General features: G+C 60.1%; 11 protein-coding genes and 4 tRNA genes. 5 read left to right on the forward strand and 10 right to left on the reverse strand.

Annotated elements, in window-relative coordinates:
- Positions 1 to 126: 126 nt before the first annotated feature.
- From KGA81_RS19805 to KGA81_RS19815, 3 genes are all read left to right on the forward strand, one after another.
- Positions 127 to 1,017, forward strand: a complete 891-nt coding sequence (locus KGA81_RS19805; RefSeq protein ID WP_223547787.1) for a LysR family transcriptional regulator — start codon at positions 127 to 129, stop codon at positions 1,015 to 1,017.
- Positions 1,018 to 1,084: 67 nt separating this feature from the next.
- The gene (locus KGA81_RS19810; protein WP_223547788.1) at positions 1,085 to 4,363 is read left to right on the forward strand and encodes a PAS domain S-box protein; all 3,279 of its coding nucleotides are present in this window, start codon (positions 1,085 to 1,087) and stop codon (positions 4,361 to 4,363) included.
- A 272-nt stretch (positions 4,364 to 4,635) separates the two neighbouring features.
- On the forward strand, positions 4,636 to 4,878 hold the full coding sequence (locus KGA81_RS19815) for a hypothetical protein (protein WP_223547833.1): 243 nt from the start codon (positions 4,636 to 4,638) through the stop codon (positions 4,876 to 4,878).
- Between the two features lie 114 nt (positions 4,879 to 4,992).
- Here the strand turns inward: KGA81_RS19815 and KGA81_RS19820 are convergent, their stop codons facing one another.
- The 10 genes from KGA81_RS19820 to gltX form a co-directional block, all read right to left on the reverse strand.
- On the reverse strand, positions 4,993 to 5,439 hold the full coding sequence (locus KGA81_RS19820; RefSeq protein WP_223547789.1) for an Hsp20 family protein: 447 nt from the start codon (positions 5,437 to 5,439) through the stop codon (positions 4,993 to 4,995).
- A 130-nt stretch (positions 5,440 to 5,569) separates the two neighbouring features.
- Positions 5,570 to 6,529, reverse strand: coding sequence for a tRNA dihydrouridine synthase (locus KGA81_RS19825; protein WP_223547790.1), 960 nt, complete (start codon positions 6,527 to 6,529; stop codon positions 5,570 to 5,572).
- Between the two features lie 103 nt (positions 6,530 to 6,632).
- Complete coding sequence (locus KGA81_RS19830) at positions 6,633 to 7,070, reverse strand: acyl-CoA thioesterase (protein ID WP_223547791.1); 438 nt, start codon at positions 7,068 to 7,070, stop codon at positions 6,633 to 6,635.
- A gap of 48 nt (positions 7,071 to 7,118) precedes the next feature.
- Positions 7,119 to 7,952 (reverse strand): alpha/beta fold hydrolase, encoded by an 834-nt coding sequence (locus tag KGA81_RS19835; protein WP_223547792.1) that lies wholly within the window; start codon positions 7,950 to 7,952, stop codon positions 7,119 to 7,121.
- Positions 7,953 to 7,981: 29 nt separating this feature from the next.
- Positions 7,982 to 8,521, reverse strand: coding sequence for a TetR/AcrR family transcriptional regulator (locus KGA81_RS19840; RefSeq protein ID WP_223547793.1), 540 nt, complete (start codon positions 8,519 to 8,521; stop codon positions 7,982 to 7,984).
- 184 nt (positions 8,522 to 8,705) lie between these two features.
- Positions 8,706 to 8,781: transfer RNA gene (locus KGA81_RS19845), tRNA-Glu, on the reverse strand.
- A gap of 80 nt (positions 8,782 to 8,861) precedes the next feature.
- Positions 8,862 to 8,937, reverse strand: a tRNA-Ala gene (locus KGA81_RS19850).
- A gap of 53 nt (positions 8,938 to 8,990) precedes the next feature.
- Positions 8,991 to 9,066: transfer RNA gene (locus KGA81_RS19855), tRNA-Glu, on the reverse strand.
- Between the two features lie 79 nt (positions 9,067 to 9,145).
- Positions 9,146 to 9,221, reverse strand: a tRNA-Ala gene (locus KGA81_RS19860).
- A 249-nt stretch (positions 9,222 to 9,470) separates the two neighbouring features.
- Positions 9,471 to 10,952 carry a glutamate--tRNA ligase gene (gene gltX, locus KGA81_RS19865; protein ID WP_223547794.1) on the reverse strand — a complete coding sequence of 494 codons (1,482 nt, stop codon included), beginning with the start codon at positions 10,950 to 10,952 and terminating at the stop codon, positions 9,471 to 9,473.
- A gap of 219 nt (positions 10,953 to 11,171) precedes the next feature.
- On the opposite strand from gltX, the gene KGA81_RS19870 reads away from it, so the two are divergent.
- Both KGA81_RS19870 and KGA81_RS19875 read left to right on the forward strand, forming a co-directional pair.
- Positions 11,172 to 12,260 carry an HlyD family secretion protein gene (locus tag KGA81_RS19870; protein ID WP_223547795.1) on the forward strand — a complete coding sequence of 363 codons (1,089 nt, stop codon included), beginning with the start codon at positions 11,172 to 11,174 and terminating at the stop codon, positions 12,258 to 12,260.
- 49 nt (positions 12,261 to 12,309) lie between these two features.
- Positions 12,310 to 13,800, forward strand: coding sequence for an MDR family MFS transporter (locus tag KGA81_RS19875; protein WP_223547832.1), 1,491 nt, complete (start codon positions 12,310 to 12,312; stop codon positions 13,798 to 13,800).
- Positions 13,801 to 13,831: the final 31 nt, after the last annotated feature.

Consider the following 13,831-nt stretch of genomic DNA (forward strand, 5'->3'; position numbering starts at 1 on the left):
GTTTCTATGCCCCGGGCTTTGAAAGTCTCAATAACCCTCTGGCTTGTGAGGCTGATCCTATGGGGTTACATTAAATAACTCAAATTCATATTTTTTATGCTTTGGATAACCAATTGGAATGCAACTATGGACCTGGCCAACCTCAATGCCTTTATCGCCATCGCCGAGACCGGAAGTTTCTCCGGTGCCGGCGAACGGCTGCACCTGACCCAACCGGCCATCAGCAAACGCATCGCCGGGCTGGAGCAGCAATTGAAGGTGCGGCTGTTCGACCGACTGGGTCGTGAAGTGGGCCTGACCGAGGCCGGGCGCGCCCTGCTGCCGCGGGCCTACCAGATTCTGAATGTCCTCGATGATACGCGCCGCGCCCTGACCAACCTCACAGGCGAGGTGACCGGTCGTCTGACCCTGGCCACCAGCCATCACATCGGCCTGCACCGCTTGCCGCCTTTATTAAGGGAGTTCACCCGACGTTATCCCGAGGTGGCGCTGGATATTCAGTTTCTCGATTCGGAAGTAGCCTACGAGGAAATTCTCCATGGCCGCGCCGAACTGGCGGTCATCACCCTGGCACCGGAACCCCACGCGCTGGTCAAGGCCACCCCGGTGTGGGACGACCCGCTGGATTTCGTGGTCGCCCCGGAGCATTCACTGCTCAATAGCGGCAGTGTCAGCCTGGCGGACATCGCCCGGCACCCGGCGGTCTTCCCCGGCGGCAATACCTTTACCCACCACATTGTGCAACGGCTGTTCGAAGCCCAGGGCCTGACGCCAAACATCGCCATGAGCACCAACTATCTGGAAACCATCAAGATGATGGTCTCGATTGGCCTGGCCTGGAGCGTTTTGCCGCGCACCATGCTCGATGACCAGGTAGCACGCATACCTTTACCGGGCATACAGCTCACTCGCCAGCTAGGCTATATCCTGCACACGGAAAGGACGCTGTCGAATGCTGCGCGGGCCTTCATGGCCTTGCTGGACGCTCAACTCGATCCGCCAGGGACTCAAGGCTAACTTGTGCTACTCCTATAGAGCCGAGAATTCCTGCAACAAAAGCCCAAACTCAGCTCAAGGCTTGCCAATGCCGAAATCTGTAGACCGTATTCCGCCGATGCCGCGAATTCAGGCAATTGATCCGAAAAGCTCCGAACAGAGCTGGGAGAGTGCCTCGCAATTGCTGGCCGCGCTCAACGGCGCGCGCCTGGGCGCCTGGTATTGGGACATCGAGCGCGGGCAGATCAGCTGGTCCCGGGGCACGCAGGCGTTGTTCGGCTTCGATCCCCGGCAACCACTGCCACGGGATCTGGAATACCTTGACCTGTTGCCCCCGGAAGATCGCGCGAAAACCCTTCGCGCCTTCCACGCGGTCATCGCTGGCGCGCCCCTGGAGCAAGCGATGCATCACCGCATCCGCTGGCCCGATGGCAGCCTGCACTGGCTGGAAATCAACGGCAGCCTGTTGCCGGACAAGCACGGCAGGCCACGGATGATCGGTGTGATCCGCGAGATTACCCACCAACGCCAGCGCGAACAGGCGTTGAGCAGCTCGGAAAAACGCTTCGCCACCCTGTTTCACCTGTGCCCGAACATGGTCCTGCTGACCCGCCAGGAAGACGGCCTGATTTCCGAAGCCAACCAGTATTTCGAAAGCCTGTTCGGCTGGCCGGTGCAAAACGCGATCGGCCGCACCACCCTCGAACTGGGCCTGTGGGTGCATCCCGAACAACGGGCCGACCTGGTCAAGGCCACCAAGGCCAAAGGCGAGCTGGTCAGCATGGAAGTGCAGTTTCGCGCCAGCAATGGCCAGATCCATGACGGTATCCTCAGCGCGCAAAAAGTCGAGCTCGAAGGCCAGCCCTATCTACTGAGCACATTCCTGGACACCACCGAACGCAAAGTCGCCGAACACGCCCTCAAGGACAGCCAGGAACGCCTCGACCTGGCCCTGGACTCCGCACAGCTCGGCACCTGGGATTGGCACATTCCCAGCGGCATGCTCTACGGATCGGCACGGGCCGCCCAACTGCACGGCCTGGACGCCAAACCCTTTCACGAGTCCTTCGACGAGTTTTTCGAAGGCGTGCCCGGCGAAGAACGCGACACCATGCGCGACGCTTACCGCAGCCTGCGTGAAGGCCCGGCCGGCAACTATCAACTGACCTACCGCGTGCAATTGCCCGACGGCAGCTCGCGCTACCTGGAAAGCCGCGCCCGCCTCTACCGCGATGACAACGGCGTGCCGGTACGCATGGCCGGCACATTGCTCGACATCACCGACCAGGTGGAGCGCGAACAACGGCTGGTGGCCTCCGAAGAGAAATTCGCCACGCTGTTCCAGGTCAGCCCCGATCCGATCTGCGTCACCCGCCAGGACAGCGGCCAGTTCATTGAAATCAACTCCAGCTTCACCCAGACCTTCGGCTGGAGCACCGCCGATGTGATCGGCCGCAGCGCCGACGAAATCGGCCTGTGGGACGCTTCGGCGAAAAGCCTGCGACGGATCGAACAAGTAATCCGCGAGCAAGGCCTGAACAACGTCGCCATTCTGGTCCAGCACAAGGACGGACAGGTCCTGACCTGCGTGATTTCCAGCCGCCAGATCAGCGTCGGCGACCAGGCCTGCATCGTCACCACGCTACGCGATATCACCCAGCAACAGCGCTCGGAAGCGGCGCTCAAGGCCAGTGAAGAGAAATTCGCCAAGGCGTTCCACTCCAGCCCCGACGCCATCACCATCACCGAACGCGACACCGGACGCTATCTGGAGGTCAACGACGGTTTCTGCCGCCTGACCGGCTACCGCGCCGAAGAAGTGCTGGGCCGCACGGTGTATCAGGTGGGAATTTGGGCTGAAGAAAAACAACGCTCGGCGCTGCTCGCCGAATTGCAGATCAAGGGCCGGGTTCATCACCAGGAAATGCTCGGGCGCAACAAGCGTGGCGAACTGCTCACCGTCGAAGTCTCGGTGGAGCCGATCACCCTCAATGAAACCGCCTGCCTGCTGCTGACCGCGCGAGACGTCAGCCTGCTGAAAAACGCCGAAGCGCAGATTCGCCACCTGGCCTACCACGACTCACTGACCAACCTGCCCAACCGCGCATTGCTGATGGATCGCCTGAGCCAGCAGATCGCCCTGCTCAAACGGCATAACCTGCGCGGCGCGCTGATGTTCCTCGACCTGGACCACTTCAAGCACATCAACGACTCCCTCGGGCACCCAGTGGGCGATACCGTGCTGAAAATCATCACCGCGCGCCTGGAGGCCAGCGTACGCATGGAAGACACCGTCGCGCGCCTGGGCGGTGACGAATTCGTAATACTGCTCAGCGGTCTCGAAGGCTCGCGCAGCGAGGTCAGCGATCAGGTACGCGAACTGGCCGACACCATCCGCGAACTGCTGTCCGAACCGATGTTCCTCGATGGCCAGCGCCTGCAAGTGACGCCAAGCATCGGCATTGCGCTGATCCCCGATCACGGCTCGACCCCGACCGACCTGCTCAAGCGCGCCGACATCGCGCTCTATCGCGCCAAGGACTCGGGGCGCAATACCGCGCAGATGTACCACAACACCATGCAGAAGGCCGCGAGCGAACGTCTGCGCATGGAAACCGACTTGCGCCTGGCGCTTTCCCGGGGTGAGTTTCGCGTGCATTACCAACCCCAGGTCGACGCCCGGGGCGATCGCATCGTCGGTGCCGAGGCCCTGGTGCGCTGGAATCATCCAGAGCTCGGCAGGCAGTCGCCCACCGAGTTCATCAAGGTGCTGGAAGACAGCGGGCTGATTCTGGAGGTCGGCACCTGGATCCTCGACGAAGCCTGCCAGGCCTTCAAACAACTGATCGACAAAGGCTCGATAGACCCATACAACTTCAGCTTGTGCGTGAACATCAGCCCGCGCCAGTTCCGCCAGAACGACTTCGTCGAGCGCGTCGAAAGCAGCCTGTCCAGCTATGGCCTGCCCTGCTCCCTGTTGAAACTGGAAATCACCGAAGGCATCGTCATCCAGAACCTGGAAGACACCATCAGCAAAATGCGCCGCCTGAAAAAACTCGGTGTGAGCTTCGCCATGGACGACTTCGGCACCGGCTATTCCTCGCTGACCTACCTCAAGCGCTTGCCGGTCGACACCCTGAAAATCGACCAGTCGTTCATCCGCGACGCCACCACCGACCCGAACGACGCCGAGATCATCCGCGCCATCGTCGCCATGGCCCACAGCCTGGATTTGAAAGTGATCGCCGAAGGGGTCGAAACAGCGGAGCAGCTGGAGTTCTTGCAGGGGTTGGACTGTCACTTCTACCAAGGGTATTTGCACAGTCAGCCGTTGCCGGTGGAGGAGTTCCAAAAACTCTTGAAATAACCCCCCCTCTGTAGGAGCGAGCTTGCTCGCGAAGCACGTTAACGATTACGCGCGCAGGCTGGAAAAATACGGTTTCCTTCACACTTTTCGCCGGAAGCCATAGCAGAAGGCGATTGATTCTCCATTTCCTACACGCATCTCGGAAACATCCCATTTACGTTTATTCCCCCCGCGTTAACCCTGTGCGTCGCACTTTGTCATGCCTCCATTTTCACTCGGGGCAGGCCTGCGAGAATCTCTGACGCAGCTACCAGCAAAGGGTCGAAAAGGTCGTGGCGCCGGGAGGCAAGCTGATCACCGACCCCAAGGCACGCAACAAGGCGATCAATGCCGCCTACGCCCAGCTGTGGCGAGCCCAACTGCGCGACGTCAACAAAGGCGGTACAGCCTACTGGCGAGCCGGTAACAAGTACCAACTGATGCTGGTGGTCAGTCGCTTCAGGGACAACAAGCGTCCCACCGAGGAACGCTACCTCATCACGTTGGGAATCCACCGATCACGAGGCGTGCAATGATTATTTTGCAGTGCATGGGGCTGGACTTGAGTCAAAAAAAGACCCCGACAAGTCGGGGTCTTTTCGTTTCGGCCGGCTACCTGATCAATTACACGACCCGGCTTCGGGCTCGACTCAGTGTTGCAGAGCCTTCTTTTGCGTGCCGTTGATCGGGATACGCTTGGCTTTCTCCTCTTCCGGTACCACTCGCAGCAGGTCGATACTCAACAGACCGTTGCTCAGGCCGGCGAACTTGATCTCGATGTGGTCCGCCAGACGGAAGGACAGTTTGAAGGCACGTTGCGCAATGCCCTGATACAGATAAGTGACGTCTTCGTCCGCGTCACGTTTGACGCCACTGATGGTCAGCACACCTTTCTCGACCTCGAGATCCAGATCTTCTTCCTGGAAACCTGCCGCGGCAATGACGATGCGGTATTGATCGTCGCCGTGTTTTTCCACGTTATAGGGTGGATAGCTGCTGCCTGGCTCATTTCGCAGGGCCGTCTCGAACAGGTCGTTGAAACGGTCGAAACCTACCGACGAACGGAACAGTGGGGCCATGGAAAATGTCGTAGCCATGATTCAAATCTCCTGAAAATATCAGCAAGGTTTTTTGTCTCCGCGACCCGAATTCGGCATCGCGTAATTCTTAGATAGGGACCGCTGATTGCATTTCAAGAGATTTTTTTCAGTTTTTTTTAAAAAAATTTCAGGCCGCTTCCGCCACGGGCAGCCCCAGCAAACGCGAGACCTGATCCGGTTCGGTCTCACGACGCAGTACGGTGAAAAGCGCCACCGCCTCGGGATAATTGCGGGTCAGCATCGCCAGCCATTGCTTCAGGCGACCCGGCGACTGGCGAGGCGTCATCTGCGCCTTGGCTTGCAGCCAGAAGTCCTGGATCAACGGCAGCAACTCGGCCCAGGTCATCTCCACCACCACCTGCCCGGCCCGCGCTGCGGCGATCTGCCGGGCGAGATCCGGACGCGACACCAGGCCACGACCGAGCATGATGTCTTCCACGCCGCTGATCTCACGGCAGCGGCGCCAGTCTTCGACGCTCCAGATATCACCATTGGCGAACACCGGCACCTTGACCACATCCTGCACGCGAGGGATCCATTCCCAATGCGCTGGCGGCTTGTAGCCATCCACTTTGGTCCGCGCGTGCACCACGATATGTTCCGCGCCGCCTTCGGCCAGGGCCGTGGCACACTCCAGCGAACCGTCCGGGCTGTCGAAGCCCAGGCGCATCTTGGCGGTGACCGGAATGTGCGGGGGGACGGCGCGACGGACGTGTTCGACGATCTGGTTGAGCAGCTCGGGCTCCTTGAGCAGTACCGCACCACCACGGGATTTGTTGACGGTCTTGGCCGGGCAGCCGAAGTTCAGGTCGATCACTTCAGAACCCAGCTCGCAAGCCAGTGCGGCATTTTCCGCCAGGCACACCGGATCGGAACCGAGCAGTTGCACACGCAGCGGCACACCAGAGGCCGTCCGGGCACCGTTGAGCAACTCCGGGCCGAACTTGTGGAAATAGGCAGGCGTGAGCAACTGGTCGTTGACCCGAATGAACTCGGTCACGCACCAGTCAATACCACCCACGCGGGTCAGCACATCGCGCAGGATGTCGTCGACCAACCCCTCCATGGGCGCCAAAGCAATTTGCATGAAAAACACACTCGAGGAAAAACGTGCGGCAGTTTACTGGGTTTCAGCAATGAAAAGGCAAACCCCGTAGGAGCTGCCGAAGGCTGCTCCTACAAGGATTGTGTCAGGCCGGGATTTGCAGTGCCGGGCCATAACCTTCGATGAACTCCGCGGGCATGCGCTTGGGCTTACCGGTGGACAGCTCGATACAGACGAAGGTGGTTTGTGCGCGCAGCAAGGTCGAATTGTCGCTGGGTCGCTTCAACTGGAAATGCCGGGTCATTCTCAGGCGCTGATCCCAATCGACAATCCAGGTCGCCAATTGCAACTCATCGCCTTCATAGGCTGCCGCCAGGTAATCGATCTGGTGGCGCACCACTGCCATCGCCCGGTCCAGACGCCGGTATTCGACCAGGTCCAGGCCAAGGCGCTGGGAGTGGCGCCACGCACAGCGTTCGAGCCAGGTCACGTAGACCGCGTTGTTCGCGTGCCCCAACCCGTCAATGTCCTCGGCGTCCACTTGCAGATCAATGATAAATGGCGTTTCCCGATCCCAGCCCATGCCCCACTCCCGGTCATATCGATTCGACCGGGGCAGTGTAACGGATGCTCAAGCGGATTGGCGCGATTGCAGGCGACGACCGGCCAGCAGTGATAACACGCCATCAATCACCCGAGGGTCAGCCAGCACCCGCTGATGCCCACCTTCTTGCAGGCGCAGCAAACGGCTGTCGAACCAGGCTTCGTGGATCAGTTGAGACTCCTTGACCGAGACCATGTTGTCATCTTCGGCGTGGACGATCAGGCCAGGCATATCCAGCTGATAGTGAGCGACATCCAGCGTCGCGGCACGCATGCCGACGTCTTTCTCGACCTGGCGAATGAACGCCGAACGGGCTTTCGGTGGCAGCCCGACGTAGCGGGCGAATCCACGCAACACACCAAGAATCCGCGCTGGGGCGGCGATGCTGACCAGGGTTTCCGTGCGCAGGCCCAACTGCACCGCCAGCATGGCGCTGGCGCCCCCCATGGAATGGCCGATGACCGCTTGCAGTGGCGGCAATTCGGCGGCGGCTTCAAGCATGGCCCGCGCAAAGAGCACCACATTCGCTTCGCTGCCCGGTGAGCGGCCGTGAGCCGGACCATCCAGCGCGACCACGGAGTAACCGGCATCGACCAACGCCGTGATCAGGCTGGCAAACTGCGTTGGCCGCCCTTCCCAACCGTGCATCAGCAACACGGCCGGGCCTTGCCCCCAACGCAACGCCGAGAGGCCGAAACGCAAGGTGATCCGCTCGGACTTCGCCAACAGCGGCAGTTCCCAGTCACGGGGCGGCAGATCCCGCGGTGTCATGAAGGCCAGTCGCATTTTGCTGGCGACGAGTTTCGGGGCAAACCAGCCCAAGGTGCCATTAACGCCACGAACCCACTTTAACGCGCTCATCGCATTCTCCTCAGGCCGCAGCCTTCAGGTCAACGCACTGCCGATTTGGCGGCACGCAGTAATCGATCGGACAACTCTCCCGGCCCCAGCGCCCGCGCCAGAGCCAGCCCCCCCACCATCACGGCCAGGTCGGCCAGGGCTTTTTCGGTTTCTTCAGGACTGGCCGCCAACTGCGCAACCATCAATTCGACGTGTTCATTCAATGCAATGCGAAACGCTTCCGGCAGCCGTCCCAGTTCACCGACCGAAGCCGGGATCGGGCACGCCGATTCGGAGGAATCACGGTGTTTGCGCGACAGGTAAAACGCCGCCACCAGAGTGCGGCGCTCTTCGCCGGTCAACTGCGCATCCATCTCGGCGATCAGGTCGCGGCGGTGACCGAGCAATTGCTTGAACGCCTCCAGCATCATCGCGTCCTTGCTTTCGAAGTGTGCGTAGAAGCCGCCGACCGTCAGGCCCGCCGCGCCCATCACCTCGCCCACGCTTGGCTCGGCTGGGCCGCGCTGAATCAGCGCTGCGCTGGCGGCCTTGAGGATGCGTTCGCGGGTTTGAGCTTTTTTATCGTTCATCGTTGCCTCCGAATATTACGATTGAAATATTATTCTCATAATAAATTTTAGCAAGCCATGGGGGTGACCGCTGGTCTGAAGAACAGTTTTTTTGGAAATGGAGGAATTTGGCCAAACGCCAGACAAACAAAAGGGCCATTCAATAATTGAATGACCCTTATAAATCCCGCAGAGCGGGTAATCGTGGCGTCCCCTAGGGGACTCGAACCCCTGTTACCGCCGTGAAAGGGCGGTGTCCTAGGCCACTAGACGAAGGGGACACAAACCCTTCTATACAACTGATCAGTGCTGAGAGCTGATCGATTCAAGGCCGGTGTGGCCAGACCTTGAACTGTAAAATTGGTGGAGCTAAGCGGGATCGAACCGCTGACCTCCTGCATGCCATGCAGGCGCTCTCCCAGCTGAGCTATAGCCCCGGATTTTTCGCCTCGCGGCGGAGCGACATCTTGCAACATCGCTTCTGTAAAACTGGCGTCCCCTAGGGGACTCGAACCCCTGTTACCGCCGTGAAAGGGCGGTGTCCTAGGCCACTAGACGAAGGGGACGCAAACCCTTCCATACAACTGATCAACGCTGAGTGTTGATCGCTCCAAGGCCGGTGTGGCCAGGCCTTGAAGTGTAAATTGGTGGAGCTAGACGGGATCGAACCGTCGACCTCTTGCATGCCATGCAAGCGCTCTCCCAGCTGAGCTATAGCCCCTCATCGTTGATGTCATCGCTGAGGACGGGGCGAATCTTAAGGGCGTATCGAAAGTCTGTCAAACTTATTTTTCAAAAAATTTAAAGTTTTTTGCCGACATAACAATCACTTACCGCCCTCCCCCCCGAAAATCCGGGATTTCCCGGCCTGTAGGAGCTGGCTTGCCAGCGAAGAGGACCGCAAGAACGATGCAAGCTTCGAGGTCGCCTTCGCCGGCAAGCCGGCTCCTACAAGATCAGGCAAGGGAAATCAGGCGATAGCACCCAACAGCTTTTCCCACTCCTTGTTTTCTTTCTTCGACACGCCGCCCAGCAGGTCAATGGCCTGGCGCAGACGGAAACGGGTCAGGTCCGGCCCGAGGATTTCCATCGCATCGAGCACCGACACCGAGCTGGCCTGGCCAGTGATCGCGGCGAACATCAGCGGCATGGCGTCACGCAGCTTCAACTCCAGGGACTCGACCACCGCCTGAATGGTCGCGGTGATGCTGTCCTTCTCCCACTGACGCAGGCTTTCGAGCTTCCACAGGATCAACTGCATCAACTGGCGGACCTGATCGCCCGACAGCTTTTTGGATTCGAACAGCTTGGCATCAGGGTTCACGCCACCGGCAAAGAAGAACCCGGCCAGCGGTGCCACCTGGCTGAAAGTTTCGACCCGGCCCTGCACGTGCGGTGCGATTTTCATCATGTACTCGGCGTTGAGTGCCCACTTCTGCACGCGGGCGGCGAACTCTTCCACCGGCAGGTCACGCAGCCACTGGCCGTTGAGCCACGACAGTTTCTCGATGTCGAAGATCGGCCCGCCGAGGGACACGCGCTTGAGATCGAAGTTGTCGACCATTTCCTGCAACGAGAACTTCTCGCGCTCGTCCGGCATCGACCAGCCCATGCGGCCCAGGTAGTTGAGCATCGCTTCGGGCATGAAGCCCATGCGCTCGTAGAACGTCACCGAGGTCGGGTTCTTGCGCTTGGACAGCTTGCTCTTGTCCGGGTTACGCAGCAGCGGCATGTAGCACAGCTCCGGTTGTTCCCAGCCGAAGTACTCGTAAAGCAGGATCAGCTTGGGCGCCGATGGCAGCCACTCCTCGCCGCGCAATACATGGGTGATGCCCATCAGGTGATCGTCGACCACGTTGGCCAGGAAGTACGTCGGCAGGCCGTCGGTCTTCATCAGGACTTGCATGTCCATGCGGTCCCACGGGATTTCAACGTCGCCGCGCAGCATGTCCGGCACCACGCAGACGCCTTCGCTCGGTACTTTCATGCGGATAACGTGCGGTTCACCAGCCGCCAGGCGACGGGCGACTTCTTCCTTGGACAGCAGCAGCGCGCGACCGTCGTAGCGCGGAGTTTCGCCACGGGCCATCTGCTCGGCGCGCATCTGGTCCAGTTCTTCGGCGGTGCAGAAGCACGGGAACGCGTGGCCCATGTCGACCAGTTGCTGGCAATACTTCTGATAAATATCGCCGCGCTCGCTTTGACGGTATGGGCCGTGCGGGCCACCGACGTCTGGGCCTTCGCTCCACTCGATACCGAGCCAGCGCAAGGCGTCGAAAATCTGCTGTTCGGACTCGCGGGTCGAACGCAACTGGTCGGTGTCTTCGATCCGCAGGATGAACTCACCGCCGTGCTGCTTGGCAAAGCAGTAGTTGAACAAGGCGATGTAAGCGGTACCTACGTGGGGATCCCCGGTAGGCGATGGCGCGATGCGAGTGCGGACGGTGGTCATGGCATGTCTCGAAAAGAAAAAAAGCAAAGTTCAAACAAGGCGCGAATGGTAACAGGCGACACCCGCCCGGCTCCAGTGAACAGGGCATTTAAGCCAAGGTTGCGGCTGTAACGCCCGTATGCCGCAGATATCGGTCGATGGCATTTACCGTTTATCGGCTGTGTGCCAGATTCACCCGCCGATAACTTCTCTTACAATTTCTCGACTACAGTTTTCCTCATGCCTGCCCAACTCAAGCGTCGCCTCTTCACCTTCCTGCTGATGGTCCTGTTGATTGCAGGGGGTCTGTTTGCCCAGTGGTTCTTCAAGGGGCGCTTTTATGAAAGCACCGACAACGCTTATGTCCAGGGCGAGATCACCCGTGTGTCGAGCCAATTGGGCGCGCGCATCGACCAGGTGCTGGTGCAGGACAACCAGCATGTCGAGAAAGGCCAGCTGCTGGTCAAACTCGAAGGCGACGACTTCCGCCTCGCCGTCGACCGCGCCAACGCGACCCTCGCCACCCGCCAGGCCGAACGCCTGCAAGCCCAGAGCAAACTGACCCAGCAGGCCAGCCTGATCGCCGCCAGCGAAGCGCAAGTCGCGTCCAGCCAGGCCAGCCTGGGTCGCTCGCAAATCGACCTGACCCGCGCCGAGACCTTGCGCAAACCCGGCTATGTCTCGGAAGAACGGGTGACCACCCTCTCCGCCGAATCCCACATCGCCCGCTCGCAACTGGCCAAGGCCCAGGCCGACGCGCAAAGTCAGCGGCAGCAGGTCAATGCACTGACCGCCGAGATCAAACGCCTCGACGCACAGATTGCCAATGCCGAAACCGATCGGGCCCAAGCCGAGCTGAACCTCACCCGCAGCGAAATCCACGCGCCCATCAGCGGCCTGATCGGCCAGCGCGCTGCACGCAATGGCCAGTACGTGCAGGCCGGCGCGTACCTGTTGTCGATCGTGCCCGATGAAGACATCTGGATTCAGGCCAATTTCAAGGAAACCCAGATCGGCCACATGCAGCCCGGCCAGAAAGCCGAGCTGACCTTCGACGCCTACAGCGACACCCCGATCGAAGCCCGGGTCGACAGCCTGTTCGCCGCCTCGGGCGCTCAGTTCAGCCTGTTGCCGCCGGACAATGCCACCGGCAACTTCACCAAGGTCGTGCAGCGGATTCCGGTAAAACTGACCTTCGCCGCCGACAACCCGCTGCGCGGCAAGATCCGCCCGGGCATGTCGGTGACCGCCAGGGTGAACATCAAGGACGCCCCTGAAGACGTCACCAGCAAAGTGAGCAGCAAAGACGCCGCTGGCGATGGCCGGTGATCAACTGATCCGTCCGGTCGGCGAACCGACCCGGCGGGACTGGATCGCGGTGATGAGCGTGATGCTCGGCGCTTTCATGGCAGTGCTGGACATCCAGATCACCAACTCCTCGCTCAAGGACATCCAGGGCGCGCTGTCGGCGACCCTGGAAGAAGGCTCATGGATTTCCACCTCGTACCTGGTGGCGGAAATCATCATGATCCCGCTCACCGCCTGGCTCGTGCAGTTGCTGTCGGCGCGGCGCCTGGCGGTGTGGGTGTCCCTCGGGTTTCTCGCGGCCTCCCTGCTCTGCTCCATGGCCTGGAGCCTGGAAAGCATGATCATGTTTCGTGCCTTGCAGGGCTTTACCGGCGGCGCGCTGATTCCACTGGCGTTCACCCTGACCCTGATCAAACTCCCGGAACACCATCGCGCCAAAGGCATGGCCATGTTCGCCATGACCGCCACCTTCGCCCCCTCCATCGGCCCGACCCTCGGCGGCTGGCTGACGGAAAACTGGGGCTGGGAATACATCTTCTACATCAACATCCCGCCCGGCCTGATCATGATCGCCGGCCTGATGTACGGCCTGGAGAAGAAAGAAGCCCACTGGGAACTACTGAAAAGTACCGACTACGCCGGCATTCTCACCCTCGGCGTCGGGCTTGGTTGCTTGCAAGTGTTTCTGGAGGAAGGCCATCGCAAGGACTGGCTGGAATCGAACCTGATCGTGACCTTGGGCAGTATCGCGCTGGTCAGCCTGATCAGCTTTGTGATCGTGCAGTTTTCCAAACCCAATCCGCTGATCAATCTCGGCATCCTCGGCAACCGCAACTTTGGGTTATCCAGCATTTCCAGCGTCGGAATGGGGGTCGGGTTGTACGGTTCGATCTACCTGCTGCCGCTGTACCTGGCGCAGATCCAGAACTACAACGCCCTGCAGATCGGTGAAGTGATCATGTGGATGGGCGTACCGCAGCTGTTTCTGATCCCGCTGGTGCCCAAGCTGATGAAGTTTGTCTCACCGAAATGGCTGTGCACATTGGGATTCGGGTTATTCGGTTTGGCGAGCTTCTCTTCGGGCGTGCTGAACCCGGACTTTGCCGGGCCGCAGTTCAATCAGATCCAGATCATCCGCGCCCTGGGCCAGCCGCTGATCATGGTCACCATCTCGCTGATCGCTACCGCCTACATCCTGCCCCAGGATGCGGGATCGGCCTCGAGCCTGTTCAACATCCTGCGCAACCTCGGCGGCGCCATCGGCATCGCCCTGCTCGCCACCCTGCTGGATGCGCGGACCAAGGTTTACTTTGACTACCTGCGTGAGTCGATCGTGCCGAGCAATCCGCAGGTGGCCGAGCGCATTGCCTCGTTGACCGATCGACTGGGCAGTGAAACGGCGGCACTGGGCAAACTCAGCGAAATTGCGCATCAACAGGCGTCGATCATGGCCTATAACGATGCGTTTCATTTTGTCGGGATTGCGCTGGGGGTCAGCATGCTGGCGGTATTGCTGACCAGGAAATTGCCGGAGGGGTTGAAGGCTGGCGAGGCGCACTAGTTGATATTTACTGCGCCCTGACTGGCCTCAT

Source organism: Pseudomonas sp. A-B-19, from assembly GCF_019947515.1.
GTDB lineage: Bacteria > Pseudomonadota > Gammaproteobacteria > Pseudomonadales > Pseudomonadaceae > Aquipseudomonas.

Coding starts and splice junctions, on each gene's coding strand:
- KGA81_RS19805 (WP_223547787.1), top strand. CDS start 127: ATGGACCTGGCCAACCTCAATGCCTTTATCGCCATCGCCGAGACCGGA.
- KGA81_RS19810 (WP_223547788.1), top strand. CDS start 1,085: ATGCCGAAATCTGTAGACCGTATTCCGCCGATGCCGCGAATTCAGGCA.
- KGA81_RS19820 (WP_223547789.1), bottom strand. CDS start 5,439: ATGGCTACGACATTTTCCATGGCCCCACTGTTCCGTTCGTCGGTAGGT.
- KGA81_RS19825 (WP_223547790.1), bottom strand. CDS start 6,529: ATGCAAATTGCTTTGGCGCCCATGGAGGGGTTGGTCGACGACATCCTG.
- KGA81_RS19830 (WP_223547791.1), bottom strand. CDS start 7,070: ATGGGCTGGGATCGGGAAACGCCATTTATCATTGATCTGCAAGTGGAC.
- KGA81_RS19835 (WP_223547792.1), bottom strand. CDS start 7,952: ATGAGCGCGTTAAAGTGGGTTCGTGGCGTTAATGGCACCTTGGGCTGG.
- KGA81_RS19840 (WP_223547793.1), bottom strand. CDS start 8,521: ATGAACGATAAAAAAGCTCAAACCCGCGAACGCATCCTCAAGGCCGCC.
- gltX (WP_223547794.1), bottom strand. CDS start 10,952: ATGACCACCGTCCGCACTCGCATCGCGCCATCGCCTACCGGGGATCCC.
- KGA81_RS19870 (WP_223547795.1), top strand. CDS start 11,172: ATGCCTGCCCAACTCAAGCGTCGCCTCTTCACCTTCCTGCTGATGGTC.